This window comes from Neptuniibacter sp. QD57_21 (genome assembly GCF_047778075.1).
In the GTDB taxonomy this organism is placed as follows: domain Bacteria; phylum Pseudomonadota; class Gammaproteobacteria; order Pseudomonadales; family Balneatricaceae; genus Neptuniibacter.
In genome coordinates this window covers 861361-877695 of record NZ_CP180549.1, presented here as the reverse complement: position 1 = coordinate 877695, position 16335 = coordinate 861361, and the positions used below count along the sequence as shown (strand labels likewise).

The 16335-nt window shown below is 42.4% G+C and carries 14 protein-coding genes; 4 read left to right on the top strand and 10 right to left on the bottom strand.

Features of this window, described 5'->3' with window-relative positions; translation table 11 throughout:
* Nucleotides 1-19: 19 nt before the first annotated feature.
* Nucleotides 20-2854, top strand: coding sequence for a DUF349 domain-containing protein (locus ACMXYS_RS03780; RefSeq protein ID WP_415897631.1), 2835 nt, complete (start codon nucleotides 20-22; stop codon nucleotides 2852-2854).
* Nucleotides 2855-2914: 60 nt separating this feature from the next.
* Here ACMXYS_RS03780 and phbB read toward each other — a convergent pair whose 3' ends face one another.
* The 6 genes from phbB to ACMXYS_RS03750 form a co-directional block, all read right to left on the bottom strand.
* Complete coding sequence (phbB, locus tag ACMXYS_RS03775; protein WP_415883669.1) at nucleotides 2915-3664, bottom strand: acetoacetyl-CoA reductase; 750 nt, start codon at nucleotides 3662-3664, stop codon at nucleotides 2915-2917.
* 511 nt (nucleotides 3665-4175) lie between these two features.
* Nucleotides 4176-5288: an ABC transporter ATP-binding protein gene (locus ACMXYS_RS03770; protein WP_415883668.1), complete on the bottom strand. Its 1113-nt coding sequence runs from the start codon at nucleotides 5286-5288 to the stop codon at nucleotides 4176-4178.
* A 3-nt stretch (nucleotides 5289-5291) separates the two neighbouring features.
* Nucleotides 5292-6941, bottom strand: coding sequence for an ABC transporter permease (locus ACMXYS_RS03765; RefSeq protein ID WP_415883667.1), 1650 nt, complete (start codon nucleotides 6939-6941; stop codon nucleotides 5292-5294).
* Between the two features lie 111 nt (nucleotides 6942-7052).
* A complete protein-coding gene (locus ACMXYS_RS03760) occupies nucleotides 7053-8105 on the bottom strand; it encodes a Fe(3+) ABC transporter substrate-binding protein (protein WP_415897630.1) in 1053 nt (350 codons plus the stop codon).
* A 90-nt stretch (nucleotides 8106-8195) separates the two neighbouring features.
* Entirely contained in the window at nucleotides 8196-9170 is a 975-nt protein-coding gene (locus ACMXYS_RS03755; RefSeq protein ID WP_415897629.1) for a sterol desaturase family protein, read from the bottom strand.
* Nucleotides 9171-9239: 69 nt separating this feature from the next.
* A complete protein-coding gene (locus ACMXYS_RS03750; protein WP_415897628.1) occupies nucleotides 9240-10637 on the bottom strand; it encodes a DUF4856 domain-containing protein in 1398 nt (465 codons plus the stop codon).
* 195 nt (nucleotides 10638-10832) lie between these two features.
* Between ACMXYS_RS03750 and ACMXYS_RS03745 the strand changes: the two genes are divergently transcribed.
* Nucleotides 10833-11540 (top strand): 16S rRNA (uracil(1498)-N(3))-methyltransferase, encoded by a 708-nt coding sequence (locus ACMXYS_RS03745; RefSeq protein ID WP_415883663.1) that lies wholly within the window; start codon nucleotides 10833-10835, stop codon nucleotides 11538-11540.
* Here the strand turns inward: ACMXYS_RS03745 and ampD are convergent, their stop codons facing one another.
* The gene (gene ampD, locus ACMXYS_RS03740) at nucleotides 11541-12086 is read right to left on the bottom strand and encodes a 1,6-anhydro-N-acetylmuramyl-L-alanine amidase AmpD (protein WP_415897627.1); all 546 of its coding nucleotides are present in this window, start codon (nucleotides 12084-12086) and stop codon (nucleotides 11541-11543) included. It abuts the gene before it with no gap.
* 101 nt (nucleotides 12087-12187) lie between these two features.
* Here ampD and nadC point away from each other — a divergent pair, with 101 nt between their 5' ends.
* Nucleotides 12188-13033 carry a carboxylating nicotinate-nucleotide diphosphorylase gene (gene nadC, locus ACMXYS_RS03735; protein ID WP_415897626.1) on the top strand — a complete coding sequence of 282 codons (846 nt, stop codon included), beginning with the start codon at nucleotides 12188-12190 and terminating at the stop codon, nucleotides 13031-13033.
* Between the two features lie 87 nt (nucleotides 13034-13120).
* Here the strand turns inward: nadC and ACMXYS_RS03730 are convergent, their stop codons facing one another.
* The 3 genes from ACMXYS_RS03730 to ACMXYS_RS03720 all read right to left on the bottom strand — a co-directional run bounded on the left by ACMXYS_RS03730 (nucleotide 13121) and on the right by ACMXYS_RS03720 (nucleotide 14396).
* The gene (locus ACMXYS_RS03730) at nucleotides 13121-13462 is read right to left on the bottom strand and encodes a hypothetical protein (RefSeq protein WP_415897625.1); all 342 of its coding nucleotides are present in this window, start codon (nucleotides 13460-13462) and stop codon (nucleotides 13121-13123) included.
* Between the two features lie 158 nt (nucleotides 13463-13620).
* The gene (locus ACMXYS_RS03725; RefSeq protein ID WP_415897624.1) at nucleotides 13621-13767 is read right to left on the bottom strand and encodes a hypothetical protein; all 147 of its coding nucleotides are present in this window, start codon (nucleotides 13765-13767) and stop codon (nucleotides 13621-13623) included.
* Nucleotides 13768-13886: 119 nt separating this feature from the next.
* Nucleotides 13887-14396 carry a pilin gene (locus ACMXYS_RS03720; RefSeq protein WP_415897623.1) on the bottom strand — a complete coding sequence of 170 codons (510 nt, stop codon included), beginning with the start codon at nucleotides 14394-14396 and terminating at the stop codon, nucleotides 13887-13889.
* A gap of 218 nt (nucleotides 14397-14614) precedes the next feature.
* Between ACMXYS_RS03720 and pilB the strand changes: the two genes are divergently transcribed.
* Nucleotides 14615-16330, top strand: coding sequence for a type IV-A pilus assembly ATPase PilB (gene pilB / locus ACMXYS_RS03715; RefSeq protein WP_415897622.1), 1716 nt, complete (start codon nucleotides 14615-14617; stop codon nucleotides 16328-16330).
* The last annotated feature ends 5 nt before the right edge of the window (nucleotides 16331-16335 follow it).

Genomic DNA, 16335 nt, shown 5'->3' with positions numbered 1-16335 from the left:
CGTAGAAGTACAGGACACTATGCTAGCAAGATTTTTAAAGCCTAATTGGCAACACGCCAAACCCGAAAAGCGGATCAAAGCGATTGCAAAACTTCGCGAAACTGATGCCGACGCTCAAACTATCCTATCGCAGCTAGCACTGAAAGATCAGGACGAGACAGTACGTTTAAATGCTACTGAAAAACTCTCAGACCTTAACCTATTAGTCCAAATCAGCCAGAACGACAGTTCTAGCAATATCCAGCAATTAGCTCTACACCGAATTAGTCAAATTCTTCTCAGCCAAGAAGAGACACCACTTCAAGAAGAAAAAAGCTCTGCACTTTCCTACATTACAGATGGCGATTTACTGACTCACATTGCACTGAATAGCCAAGACGAACAGCTTCGTGAGCAAGCCGTTATCCAAGTTTCTGACGATCATGATCTTGTTCTTATTGCAGAAAAAAGCCAACGAGCTAGTTTGCGCGTCCTAGCTGCCGGTCAGATCAATAGTGAAGAGATTCTTGAGCAACTCCAAAAGGCAGCTCGTAATAAAGATAAAGGCGTTGTTAAAGTCACGAAAGAAAAGCTTCAAGTCATTCGTGAACAGAAGAAGCAAGAACAAGCTCAACAAGAAGCGATCCAGAAACAGTTAGCTTCTATTCAACAACTCGCAGCAACTGAATTCTTCCCGCTGTATTCTGCGAAGATGACTGCTATTGAAGCGGACTGGGAAAAACTTAGCTCTTCGACGAATGCCGAACAACAAGAGCTTTTCCAAGAAAAGCTAAAAATCTGTTCTGAAACGATCCAGAAGCATGATGCAGAACAACAGGCTGAACAAGAGAAAGAAGCTCAGCTAGAGAAGCAAAAAGCTCAAAGCCATGCAGTCTACTCTGAGCTATGTATTCTTAAAGAACAAAGCAGCACATTACCTGCAGATAAGGCACAGCTAAAAACATTCCAATCTCGTTTGGAATCGCTTTGTGCTGATTGGACAGCAGTAAAGCAATACAGCAGCAAAGATGAGCAGTCTAGCTTCGATAAAATCACCGCTCAATTAAAGAACCTATTGGTTTCTTATTTTCATCTGATTGAAGCCGAAGAAAAAATTAAAGCTCTGTGCGCTGTATTGAATGGTTCACCTGAGATTGAGCCATTGAACAAAGCCGCGCAAGAAGCCACACAGCTAATAAACAAATTTAGCTGGCCTAAATTACAAGAGAAGCCTGCTTCACTAACAGAGCTAGAAGAAGGCTTAGCTTGCGCGAAATTGCGTCTAGACGCCGATAATAATCATGCGCTACAGCTACAAAAAGAGCTTAGCGATGTCTTAGATGGACTAAAATCTGCGATCTCATCCGGTGAAATCCGCTCTGCTGACAAGCAAATTAAAAGAGCAGAACAGCTAAGTAAACGCCTAAATGGCAACCTAACACCAGAGCTTGAACAACGTATTAAAGCACTTGGAGCCGAGCTTCAAGAGATTAGGGACTGGCAAGCTTATGCTGTCGCACCAAAAAAAGAATCTCTATGTGAAGAGATGGAAACACTGAGCCAATCCAATCTTCCAGTACAAGATTTAGCGACCCAAGTTCGTAGGATCCAGAAAGAGTGGAAACTGCTTGATGCAACCGACTCTGTTCATTCGCAACAGCTTTGGAAGCGATTCAAAAAAGCCTCAGACGCTGCGTATGCGCCTTGTGACCAACACTTTGCTCAACAGCGAGATATTCGCAAGAGCAATTTAGAAAAGCGCCAGCAGATCTTAGAAGCGCTAAAAGACCTAAAAGCACCTCAAGAAAAAACTGTCGAAAACTGGAAGGATTACAGTCATCAGATCCATCAAGCGAAAACAGAATGGCGCAATTATTCCCCTGTTGATCGTGCTCCAGGTAAAAAGCTACAAGTTCAGTTTGATCAATTATTAAAAGAACTGGATGCACCGCTAAAAGAGATTCGACAGGCTAACGCCAAAGAAAAGCAAAGTTTAATCGCCGAAACAGAGCAGCTTCTGCAAGCAACAAATCTTCATAATGCGACAGAGCAAGTTAAAGAGCTTCAAAAAGCCTGGAAATTAATTGGCCCTGCTCCTCGCAATCAAGAAAGAAAACTTTGGAATCAGTTTAGAGAAAACTGCAGTCAAGTTTTTGAAATGTATTTCGCTGATAAATCATCATCGAAAGAAGGCAATTCTCAAGCACAAAACAGTAACGCTATAGAAAAACAGTGCTCTGAACTAGAGCAGCTGATTGAAACCGGCGCTAGCTTAAATCATCTGCAGGAACTTCTTGGTTCTATGCAGCAGCTTCTGCCAATTGAAGACGAAACCTTATCCGAGCGAATCGAAAAAGCAATCAACTATGTGCAGCGTCAAAAGCACGAGTTGAAACAATTCGAGTCAGAGCCATACCTAACGATTCAGCGCAAGGCTGAAATTTGCGAACAGCTTGAGCATGCAATATTGGATGAGACTGTAAGTGATTGCATAGCATCGCTACAACATGCTTGGGAGCAAGAACCTGAATCACCTTCTGAAAAATCAGATATCGACCAGCGTTTTGCAGTTCTTCTATCTTTGATCTCTAACCCAGATGAAATGGATGAGATGATCAATACCCAAGAACAACGCTTACGCCACCTTTGTATTCGCCTAGAGATAGCAACATCCCAGCCTTCGCCACCAGAAGACCAAGCGCTGCGTATGGAATATCAAATGGAGCGTTTACAGCAAGCACTTGCTGAACAAAAACAGGGCTTTAATCTCAGTGAGATCAAACAGCTTGAACAAGAATGGCTAGGCATACCTTTTGCCGCTCATTTCGAAGAGTTCAATGAACGCTTTGAAGAAAGATTGCAGCAATTACTCTAAAAAGATTAGAAACAAAAAAACCGCTAAAAAGCGGTTTTTTTATATATAAGCTATTCAGCTTTATGACATGTGCAAGCCGCCATTCACCGACATATCCGCACCTGTGATATAACCAGAATGCTCGCCACACAAGAAATTGCACATGTGACCAATCTCTTCAGGCGTACCAAAACGACCCACAGGGATACCAGCGCAAATCTGATCTTGAATCTCTTGAGCTATCTTCGCCACCATTGCAGTTTTAATATAACCAGGCGAAACCGTATTTACCGTCACACCTTTACGTGCAACCTCTTGAGCCAAGGCTTTAGTGAAACCATGAATACCTGCTTTTGCTGCAGAGTAGTTACACTGACCAAACTGACCTTTCTGAGCGTTTACAGAAGAGATATTGATGATACGGCCCCAACCGCTATCAATCATGCCGTTGATAACTAAACGGGTCATATGGAACATAGAATCAAGGTTAGCTGTTAAGACCTCATCCCACTGTTCCCAACTCATCTTTTTAAACTGACCATCACGTGTGATACCTGCGTTATTTATCAGAATATCAACAGTGCCGCCCGTCAGCTCTTCAACTGTAGCTATACACTGAGCACATGACTCAGCATCAGTCACATCACCGTAAGCTACATCAATCTCATAACCTGCTGCTTTTTGCTCTGCTTGCCAAGCTTGAGCTTTTGAATGGTCTCCACCACTGTTGTAACCAGCAACTACTCGAAATCCACCATCAACCAATTCACGGCAAATCGACGTACCTAAGCCACCTGTTCCACCTGTTACTAGGGCTATTTTTTGACCCATGTTACATCCCCTTTTTACGCATTTGTGCTTTGTAGTAATTATTTATGGTCCATCTTTGCCAAACTAAGAATACCCACCAGCTCGAGGCTTTGAATAAGGTATTTCATAAGTTGGTTATATATCGATCATAATCCGATATCTTCAACGATAATAATATGACTTTGGTTGAAGAGTAATAAGGATAATCCAATACTATGAAGTAAAAGTGACAAACCAATACAATCAAGGAAGTCGACGCAACGCAGCAATAATATCCAAAATGGAATCTATCACAGCAAAAGATATGTATAGAACAGAAAAGAACAGGAATTAAAAACCCTAAATAAACACTTACTTTTCAGCAGGTTAAAAATCTAGACTACATTTGAAATAAGAATTTATTAATAGGTAAGAAAAGCTATTAAGCCATCTTTTTTTTACCGCATCGCAACAACCGCTAGCATTGTAAAATAGTTAACAGTTTTAACGAGTTAGAGCGACGTAAACAGAAAGTTTAAGGGTAAACGCGTATTCAAGCTCCCGCAGCGGGTACAACATCTGACTCTTGTATTTCACAAATCCCCGATTCTGGATCACAAATCGGAAGGACAACAAGGTGGTCAAATTCAATTTTTAACCCGATACGCTCACCTACATCATGGTCATGATGACACGCGGTGATACAAGGTACGATTTCGCCATTATCCAACTGAACTTGGTAAAGATAATGAGAACCTCGGAACCATTTACTGACGATCAGCCCGGTGGTATCACTTTCTTCTTCATGCTGAATATCATCTGGTCGAATTAACAACTCAACTTCAGTCCCTGGCGCATAAACTAGCTTTTCGTCGCCGACCAAAACGCCTAACGATGTCTCAACCGAATAAGCATCTTTGATACGCGCCTTAAGAAACTCCCCCAAACCGATAAAGTCAGCTACAAAGCGGGTTTTGGGTTCATGATAGATATTAAAAGCCGTGCCCCACTGTTGAATAACACCTTGTTGCATTACGGCAATTTTATCTGCCATTGCAAAGGCTTCCATCTGGTCGTGTGTTACCAGAATAGCGCTCACCTCTTCTTGCTTAAGGATATCTCGAATCTCAGGTACTAGGGTTTCACGCAGGTTAGCATCCAAGCCAGAAAACGGCTCATCCAACAACAGTAGATCAGGCTTTGGTGCCATCGCACGCGCAAGCGCAATCCTTTGTTGCTGACCACCTGATAAAGAGTGCGGGTAGCGCTCCTCTACACCCGGCAAGCCTACTAGCTCAAGCAACTCTGAAATACGTGCGATCTTATCAGCTCTGCTCCAGTTTTTGATACCAAATGCAATATTATCCGCGATGCTCAAATGCGGGAACAATGCGATATCTTGGAAAACCATACCAATATTGCGTTGCTCAGTTGGCATGCAAAATTGCGAAGTGGACAACTGCTGCCCCAACATGGAAATCTCGCCAGATTTAACTGGCTCAAACCCTGCAATCGATCTTAGCAGTGTAGATTTACCACAGCCACTAGGCCCTAAAAGACAACCAATTTCACCCTTTTCTAATCCCAAAGAAACATTATGCACAACCTCAACATCACCATAGGCTAAGGTTACATCATCAATTAAAAGGTGTTTTGCTTGGCTCATAACTTAGTTTCCTGCACGCCCTTTAGATATTGAGCGGCTTAGTAAAATCACCGGTAATAGACCTACCGCTACTATTAATAATGACGCTGGCGCTGCATCGATCAATCTTTCATCTGACGCCAACTCAAACGCTCTAACAGCTAGCGTATTAAAGTTGAAAGGCCTCAATATAAGAGTCGCTGGAAGCTCTTTTAAAACATCGACAAATACAATTAGAAGCGCAGTTAATACAGAACTACGCATCAAAGGTACATGTACCTGTTTTAATACTTGTAACGGCGTACAGCCTAAAGTGCGCGCCGCGCCATCTAGACTTGGTTTTATCTTGCCTAAACCACTCTGAATCGAGCCCAGAGAGACCGCTAAGAAGCGAACAGTATAAGCAAATAATAGCGCGACAATCGTCCCAGAAAGAATCAGCCCTAAATCAACGTCGAACCAATTTTTGGCAGCTGCGATTAGTTGATGATCCATCCATGCAAATGGGATGATAACCCCTATAGCGATAATGGTTCCTGGCAACGCATAACCCATCCCCGCAGTTGCAATAGAGAAACGCACGCCTTTACTTGGCGTTAAACGTCCAGCATAAGCTAATAAGAGCGCAAAACCGACAGCAATCAGGGCAGCCAGAAATGCCAAATAGAAAGAGTTCCATGCTAACTCAAGAAAATCACCATCAGACAGATCCGCCTGCGTAAAACTCCAATATCCAAGCAAGCCTGCAGGAATCAGAAATCCGAATAGAACTGGGAACAAGCACACGATAAATGCAAAGCACGCTTTCCCGCCTTTAAGCTCGATTAGCTTGGCCTTAGCTTTATATTCTGCTGAAGAGTGGTACCTTGCTTTACGACGAGAATATTTTTCGACTAAAACTAGAAGCGCTACAAATCCAAGTAGAAAAGCTGCCAACTGAGCCGCAGCAGCGGAGTCGCCAAAACCATAAAAAGTACGAAAAATACCTGTAGTAAAGGTGCTAACGCCAAAATACTGCACGGTGCCATAATCAGCCAATGTTTCCATCAACGCCAAGGTTAAGCCAGCTATAATTGCAGGACGCGCTAAAGGCAAAGCTAATTTGAACAAGCCTTGCCACTGGTTATAGCCTAGAGTTCTGCTGACTTCCAAAGTACTAGCGGATTGCTCAAGAAAGGCTGCACGGCTTAATAGATATACATACGGATACAACACTAAAGCCAGCATCATAATCGCTCCACCTAAAGAACGAACTTCGAAAAACCAATACTCGCCGTAACCGAGTCCAGTGATATCTCTGATTAGAGTTTGCACTGGGCCAGCATAGTCCAATAAGCCCGTATAAGTGTAAGCAATGATATAGGCAGGGACAGCTAAAGGCAGAAGCAGAGCCCAAGCAAACAATTTGCGCCCAGGGAATTCGCAAACGCTTGTGAGCCAAGCGGTTGGGATACCTAAAAGAAGAACACCAAACCCCACGCCGAGCATGAGTAGTAATGAATTACTGACGTAATCAGCGAGGACCGTGTTATATAGATGAGAGAAAACATCAGCAGAGCCGTTAAAAACAAATCCAACTATTACAGCAAGTGGCAGTAATAGAAGAAAAGTTACGACGAAGCTACTTGTCGCAAGCCAATTTTGTCCAAATTGTTTGAATTTAACTGCAGGCATTATTTTTTTACAGGCTCTGAAAAAACAGAAAACGCCTGTAAGACTTCTCTACAGGCGCTTAGGTCAAGCTATTCTATCACTTAATAAACAATTACTTGATAATAAAATAAATCACTTCCAACCTGCGCGATCCATTAATTCAACTGCGCTACGGTTATTTTCACCCAGTTTGCTCAACACAATATCGTCAGCAGTAAATTCACCCAACCCAGCCAACGTGTCAGACACCTTAGCAGTCGTTACGACAGGATATTCGTTATTAACCTCTGCATACCAAGCTTGAGACTGATCAGAGGCCATAAATTCCATTAGCTTCACTGCATTATCAACATTACGAGCATGCTTAGTCACACCTGCGCCACTAACGTTCATATGAACACCACGGTCAGCTTGGTTTGGCCAAAACGCTGCCAATTTAGCTCCAATTGCTTTCTTTTCAGCATTTTCGCTATTTAACAAACGACCAAAATAGTAAGTATTTGCTATGGCGATATCACATACGCCTGCTGCTGCAGCTTTTAGCTGATCAGTATCACCACCTGAAGGCGGCTTCGCGAAGTTTTTCACTAAACCTTTAGCCCAAGCTTCAGTTTTCTCTACGCCGATAGCATCGATCATAGAAGCAACTAAGGATTGATTATAAATATTATTGGAAGAACGAACACAGATACGCCCTTTCCATTTTGAATCAGCTAGATCTTCATAAGTGGACAACTCTGAAGGTTCAACTTTACCTTTTACGTAAAAGATCGTTCTTGCACGCTGAGACATGCCATACCAATAACCATCAGCATCTTTAAGACTTTGCGGAATCAGTTTACTTAAAGTATCGCTACCAGACACCTGAAGAACACCAGCACTCTTAGCGCGGTGTAAACGACCGGCATCAACAGTCACAAACAGGTCTGCAGGGCTTGCTTTACCTTCTACCTCAAGGCGCTTTAACAACGCATCAGCTTTACCTGTTACAAGGTTTACATTGATACCTGTTTCATCTGTAAAACGATCTAGAAGCGGTTTAATCAAGGCTTCTTTACGTGCTGAATAAACATTTACAACACCGGTTTCTTGAGCAAAAGCAGATGTGGGCAATAAAGCGGATACAGTGACAGCAGCAACAGCACCAACAGAGGAAACAATCTTAGCTAAAGCATTTATCTTCATTAAAAAACCTCAACACTCAACAATACAAAACGTGTCTTAAAGTAAGAATAGAATCATAAACGATAACCGTTATCATTGATATATATCTATTCAATTATCATTTGCTACTTTTGGCTTCGATATTTGCCTTAAGCGACTAAATAGAGATTTAAACGGCTGAAAATAAAGATAGAGAACATTTTGCTCATTCGCCTCTACTTTTCTAGAAATACCAAACTCTAATTCCTGATCTCGTTCAGAATGAACCAAAGTACCTGTCCAGCGATCCCAAATCGCCAAGATAACCCCATAGTTTTTATCAAAATGCTTGGGCAAGGTTGAATGATGGATCTGATGCTGCGCAGGCGAGATCAACCATCGCTCTACTCCTTTCCAATAACCGATCGCTATCTGGGAATGACGTAAATTAGATCCCAGCACATTGAATAGAAAGGTCGTTACAACAACACCGTAAAACATAAATAGATCAACACGATCACCGAACAGGAAGGTAAAGACCGCGATTAAAAAACCTTGAACAAATATCGATCGAAACGAGAACAGAATCCCTTCAACTGGATGAGTACGAAATACTGTGATCGGCGTTAGAACCCGTGCGGAGTGATGGACTTTATGAAACTCCCACAGAAACGGTACTTCATGCAGCAATTTGTGCACAAAGAATCGGGAGAAGTCATTCAAGATAAAGTAACTGAAGGTAAATAGAGCCGTTATCATCCATAACGGCCAGTCATTACCAACAGATTGATAGCCCCACCACTCATACAATTTAAAAAACAGCCACTCGAAAACAACCGCATGTGTTAAAAGCAAAGGCGCTATAAATAAAAAAGAAAATTTGTTGATAACAAAGATGAGATAATCAGCTTTTGCTGATGACGACCACCAAACCTTGGCACTAAAGATAATCAAAATCGCTTTAACAAAAGAGACTCGTTTAGTTTGAACCAACCAAACGACAGCAATAACAAGAGCTGCTAACAAGTAGCCCCAATAGACGCGTTTTTTACTATCGGTAAAGTCCACTAGCACTGAATTATAGAATTCAGAAAAGATCTCGAGCATAGTCCCCTCAAATACAAAAAAGCCAGCCCTGTTAGCAAGGCTGGCTTTTAGCAATTGCTCTGTAGCGAATTAGTCGTTTTCTACGTAACCGCCAGAACCTAGTTTGTCAGCTAGAGCGCCCATGTCACCTAGAACATCTTTGTTACGCGCTTTAACGCCAAACTGATCAACCATCAACTGCTGAACTTTAAGCATGTGTAGCATGTACTGCTTCATGTCGCCAGAAGACGCTTGGATGTAGTTACCTTTGTCGTCTAGACCAACAACTTGCGTATTACCCAGCAATACAGGGCTGAAACCGATCAAACGGTTAAGTTTGACAGCCGTTTCACCAAGGTTTTTATTACCTGTTTGAAGTGCTAGTGCGAAACCTTTCAACTCACCCCAGTGCTTAGCGTAAGCACGGAATGCAGGAGCAACATCACCGTTAGTTTCAACTAGCTTGTTGATCTCTTTAAGATCTTTGTAAGTAGAACCTGCGTATTTGAATACAGCTTCTGCGATAACCATTTCCCAGTTATCAGCGATAGTCGCTGCGTGAGCTTTAAGCTCTGTACGTTGCTTATCAGTTAGTGCTTCACCTTTAGCATCTGTGATCAACTGGCGGCCATCAACGAAAGCTTGCATGATGTCGTGAAGGTAAGTTGTTTTACCGCCTTTATCGAAACCAGCTGCATAGTATGCGTGAGCGTAAGTCATCTCATTGTAAAGAGATACTTTACTGTCTTTATTGAAGTCAGCTTTAACAAGCGCACCTTCTTTCTGCTTAGCAATGTTGTATACATCTTCTGCAGTTAGATTAAGTGTATTCGCTGGTGCACCGAAGTAACCAAAACCTTCATCCCAAGCGTGCTCTTTACCTGTGTAGTGCTTACCTTCTTTGTAAGGCTTGTTGTTTGGCTTTTTGTCAGCATCTAGTTTTTCATCTAGGTAGTTATCTACAGCTTGGTTGTAGAATACTGCACCCATTGCGAACTTAGAGATGAGCTGACGGTAGTCGTAACCTGTTAGAGGGTCATAACCTTTGTCAGAAGCTGCTGCTTTCTCGATCATGAAAGTAATTACTTCAGGACCTGTCATGTTACCAGGCCAGCCTGGTACAGCACCTTTAAACGTTTTACCGGATAGGTTCTTACCTTTGGAGATCTCGTCTACAGAAGTCTCGGCAACTACGAAACCGCCTTTAGTTGCCGGAGAAAGGATCTCACGACCAGCATCTTTACCTTCGTAGTAAGCAAGCATTTTTGCTTTAAGTTCAGCGTTTGGCTGACCGTTACCTTGGCCTGCCAATTTTTTCAAAGAAGTGTGAAGAACCTGACGTGCAGCCTGACCCGTATACGCAACAGAATTAGTAGCATCACCGTTGTAACCTTTTAGAGTTACAGGGAAATTGTCGTAATTTTGAGCCGCATTAGCACCTAGCGCAGTAACCATAGCAACACTAGCAACAAGAACTTTAAGCTTCACAGAAACCCCCTTCATGGATTCACAGAATATTGATCGCTTATACAAGATGGCGCAAAGGTACCACACTCCAAAAGATAACGCTACAGATAAACATTCTCATTTAGATAAACATCTATTTTCTTGATTAGGGTTAAAATTAGCCTTAAATACCCTAGACCGGTACACTTCAGTTTCTTCCCTGTACCTGATAACCCCATGAATCTAATACTAATTAATAAAGCTGACTTTGTTGCGAGCGACACTGCGGTTCTAACAGATCATCGCTTTGAACATATTCGCTCAATACAAAAACCAGAGATTGGAGCCCTACTGAATGTAGGTTTTCTCAATGGAGCTCTAGGCAAAGGAGAAGTATTAGAACTCAATAACAGGTCTGTAACCCTAAAGGTATCTCTAGAAAAAGAGCCTCCTGCAGCATTACCTCTAACCCTAATATTGGCCCTACCCAGACCTAAAATGCTGAAACGGATACTACAAACTGTCTCCGCGATGGGTGTGAAAGAACTTTATCTGATTAATTCTTATCGAGTAGATAAAAGCTATTGGAGCACACCAATACTTAATCAAGTAGAAGAACAGCTCAAGCTTGGTTTGGAACAAGCTGGCGATACAATAATGCCGAAAGTTCATTTACGTAAACGCTTCAAGCCTTTTGTAGAAGATGAACTACCAGAGATCGCGCAAAATACGCGTGCTTTAGTTGCCCATCCCTATAATGCAGAACGATGCTCAACACCCGAATCTATTCCAACAACCTTAGCCATTGGTCCTGAGGGTGGTTTTATAGAATACGAAGTCGATAAACTAAATCAGTGCGGATTCAAATCAATCCATATTGGTGAGCGCATCTTAAGAGTTGAAAATGCAGTACCGGTTTTGCTGGCAAAACTATTCCCCGTCTAATTAATCCAATAGTTTTCGATATCTTTGCCAGTCAAAGGCTGGACCAGGGTCAGTTTTACGCTCTGGGGCTATATCGCAATGCCCAACAATCCTATCTAGCTCTATCTTTGGATAGAGATCGCGTAACTGCTGGGTAAGGGTAACTAAAGCGTTGTACTGCTCATCAGAATAAGGGTCTATATCCGTTCCCTCTAGCTCTATGCCTATCGAAAAATCATTACAATTTTCTCTGCCTTCAAAGATAGACACACCAGCATGCCAAGCTCTACAGCCGGTTGGCACAAATTGGACAATATGACCACTTCGCTCAATTAGGAAATGAGCAGATACCTGAAGATCTTTTATCTCTTCAAAAAAAGGATCGGTCGTGGCGTCTAACTTATTCTGAAAAAATTGTTGAATGTAGCCACCACCAAACTTACCCGGTGGCAAACTAATGTTGTGGATAACCAATAGAGAAATATCGTTAGAGTCTGGGCGCTCATTAAAATTCGGCGAAGGTACAATCTCTACCTCTTTGTGCCAGTTTTGACCTGCAATATTCATTTATCCCCTACCCGCTCTAGATCTATTTCGATAGAATCTGCATATTATCAGAGGCCTATTTGTAAAAGCCAAGCCTCACACATTTTCAATCAGGACCGACTATGTTGACCCGCGCAAAAATTCAGCACCTTATCCCAGACGCCGTTCGTTATGCTTTACAGGAAGATATAGGCAGTGGCGATATTACCGCACAACTCATTCCTGCTGAACAAACTGCAACGGCTCGCATTATCAGTCGTCAAGAGGCTGTTGTTTGTGGTGTCGACTGGGTAAATGAAGTTTTTCGCCAAGTAGACCCTGAACTAGAACTAGACTGGCAAGTTGATGATGGAGATATCGTTCAACGTGACCAAGTACTTTTCTGGGCAAAAGGTTCAGCAAGAAATCTCCTAACAGCAGAACGCGCAGCTTTAAACTTTCTACAAACGCTTTCAGGCACAGCAACTGTTAGTAAGTTTTACGCGGACAAAGTGGCTGGCACAACTGTAAAGTTACTTGACACTCGCAAAACTCTCCCAGGCCTTCGCTTTGCCCAGAAATATGCCGTTGCCTGTGGTGGCTGCTACAACCATCGAATTGGCTTATTCGACGCTTTCTTGATTAAAGAGAACCATATTATGGCCTGCGGTGGTATCGACGCCGCAATTGCCACAGCGAAATCAAATGAGCCTGGCAAACCCGTCGAAGTTGAAGTGGAAACGATGGAAGAACTTCATCAAGCGCTAGAAGCCGGTGCAGACATCATTATGCTGGATAACTTCTCTCTAGAAGCGATGAGGGACTCAGTTAAGCTAACTCGCGGCATTGCCAAGCTTGAAGCCTCTGGTGGCATTACTGACGAAACCTTACGCCCTATCGCAGAAACTGGCGTGGATTATATATCCATTGGCGCGCTGACTAAGCACTGCCAAGCAGTAGATCTGTCTATGCGTTTAATTGAAGATTAAAGCCTAGATCACATTGCTTATAAATCAAAAAAGGCTGCATATGAGCAGCCTTTTTTACATCTAAAACAACACTAAAAGGTAGATTAATTACTGACAACTATCTGCAGCCAGTTGATCCCAATCATCTTCCTTCTGAATTTTAACCACATCATAAATCTCTACAATGGCCGTCGTCACACCTTTGGCTTTAATGATTTCACAAGCCTTAGCTGCCGCATGATGGGGATTAACACTGTCAGGAACAATACCAACAGCCATCACAGAATCATCATGCCACCATACAGGTCGCGCTGGGAATTCTGGCTGTTCGAGAATAGCATTTTCTGCCGCGCTTTTAATTTGAGGAGTTAGCCTTTCAGTAGTATTGGCGATATACCAAGTCACACCAACACAAGCTGCGATTAGAATAATTATTATATTTCGTTTCATTAAAAATGAGTCATTCAAGATTAAAATATGATGGTGTAAGGCTACCACTCTGTGACACATATAGAAATAGATATATAGACAAAGCCATGATAGGAATAGACTTAAGTTTCACAACACACTTTTTGATGTTTATCGTAGAGACAAAATAGGCATACAGCCTAAACGGGATGGGAATAAATATACTTAAGTTCTATAACGATCTTCGGCTGTTTTTCAGTTACCAAACCTTTTTCGACTTGCTCAACCTCAGCCAGTTTAAAGGCAAATAAACGACCTTTTTGTGTATGCTTACTTGTTGAATTCATGACACTTTCCAAAGATGGTTGGAAAAGTGCCAGCCTTTTTAAGGACTAGACAGTATCAACAAAAAGGGCCAACTAAGTTGACCCTTTTTAAATTCAAGAATATAGATTCCAAACTTGACTTAAGTACCTGACGTAACAGTAACCGCAGCAGAGCCGTTGTTATAAGTAAGAGCGGCAGCACTCGCCTGATCATCCTTACATGAACCAGGTAGGTACTGGTAAACATCTTTAGCTGGATCCGCAACACAATCCCACTCAGAGATAGTATCACCTGGTTCAGGAGTAGTTGCTGGCGTTAAGAATACCCAAGCGTCATCAACATCTGTATCGATTGCTCGAGCCTGAACTGCTACAGCACCTGAAACATCAGTAGCAACATTAGCTACGAACTTAGTTGGAGCAACTTCTTCACAGCCCCAGTTACCTGCACCAGGAAAGCTGTCATCCGAACTTTGCACTACTTCAGTGATAGTTGTACGACATGCACTTGCAGCCAAAATAACCTCGGACATTTTAGCTTTAATCGTATAGCTCTGGTAAGCCGGCAATGCAATTGCCGCCAAAATACCGATGATCGCAACCACGATCATCAATTCAATAAGGGTAAAACCTTGTTGTACTTTTTTCATTTTATTTCTCCAGCGAATAAAAATCCTTGGTATCAACCAAGTCCTTTGATTGTAGCGCATTTTTCAGAACGCGCCAGTGACCTATCCGAAATTCTTTATAAACATTATAGTGCGCATTTTCAAACTGTCATGCAAATGCTATTTTAGGTAGATAAGACCTAGCATTAAAAGATAGTAATATAAACCTTAGTGTCATGGATTAAGACGGGAGTTTCATTTTGCAGCCAAGCCAACCTTTAAGTGGACTTGCCAAGCGTTTAGTGAATGAAGGCGTATGTTCTGCAGAAGTTGCAGCTGATGCTTCGCTACAATCCCGAGAGAAACAACAAACGTTTATCTCTTATGTTATTGAACAGCGCTTAGTCAGTGCATATAGGGCTGCAGCTGCAGCATCCGAAGAGTTTGGTATGCCTCTTTTGGATTTGGACGCCTTAGACCCAGCATCTCTTCCTCAAGGACTAATTAACGATTCCCTTATAACTAAACACCATGCGCTCCCCCTGCAGAAACGTGACAATCGCCTATTTGTAGCTATTTCTGACCCCACTAACATACAAGCGTTAGATGAATTTAAGTTTCAAAGCGGCATTACAACAGAAGCGATCATTGTCGAGGAGGATAAACTCACTCGCGCCATAGAGAGTTTCCTTGAAGGCCAAGATTCAGCCTTAGATGAATTAGATGATAGTGATTTAGATAATCTCGAAGTATCAGATGGCTCTACGCCAGATAAAGAAGAGCAAGAAAGCGAAGAAGACGCAACAAAAGATGCACCAATTGTTCGCTTTATCAATAAAATCCTCCTAGATTCTATAAAAAATGGCGCATCTGATATCCACTTTGAGCCCTACGAAAAAAGCTACCGCATCAGAAGCAGGATCGATGGAATTCTACAGGAAGTTGCAAAGCCACCTTCAAACCTTGCTGCACGGCTTTCTGCTCGCTTAAAAGTCATGTCGCAGATGGATATTTCTGAGAAACGTGTACCTCAGGATGGCCGCATTAAAATGAAGATATCCAAGAAACGCGCTATCGACTTTCGAGTAAACACCCTTCCCACCCTTTGGGGAGAGAAAATCGTACTACGTATTCTTGACCCTAGCAGCGCAAAAATGGGGGTAGAAGCCTTAGGTTTTGCCGACTTCCAAAAAGAACTTTACTTAGGCACACTCCACAAACCACAAGGCATGGTATTGGTAACAGGGCCAACAGGTAGTGGTAAAACTGTAAGTCTTTATACCGGTTTAAATATCCTTAATACCGAAGAGCGGAATATTTCTACAGCAGAAGACCCTGTAGAAATCAACTTGGAAGGCATAAATCAAGTCCATGTAAATGCAAAAGTGGGGTTAAATTTTGCTGAAGCTCTACGCGCATTCCTTCGTCAAGACCCTGATGTGGTAATGGTGGGTGAGATCCGAGACTTAGAAACAGCGGAGATCGCCATAAAAGCAGCCCAAACAGGTCACATGGTGCTATCTACACTTCATACAAATAGCGCGCCAGAAACGCTTACACGTTTACGTAATATGGGCGTGCCAGCCTTTAACATCGCTACATCTGTCAGTCTTATCATTGCCCAACGTTTAGGGCGACGCTTATGTGAAAGTTGCAAAAAACCTATCACCCTCCCTGAAGTTACGTTAAGGGAGGAAGGCTTTACTGATGAAGAGTTAAGCTCACTAACTCTATTTGAAGCGAATCAAGATGGCTGCAGCAAATGCAATAGAGGCTATAAAGGACGAGTAGGTATCTATGAAATGCTACCTATGACACCAGAAATTGCTGAAGTAATTATGGAGAATGGTAACTCTCTAGATATACTTAGAGTAGCTGAAACACAAAACTTCCAGAGCCTACGACGCTCTGGGTTAAAGAAGGTCGCGGAAGGAATCACCAGTCTTGAAGAGATGAACCGAGTCATCAAGACCTGATAACA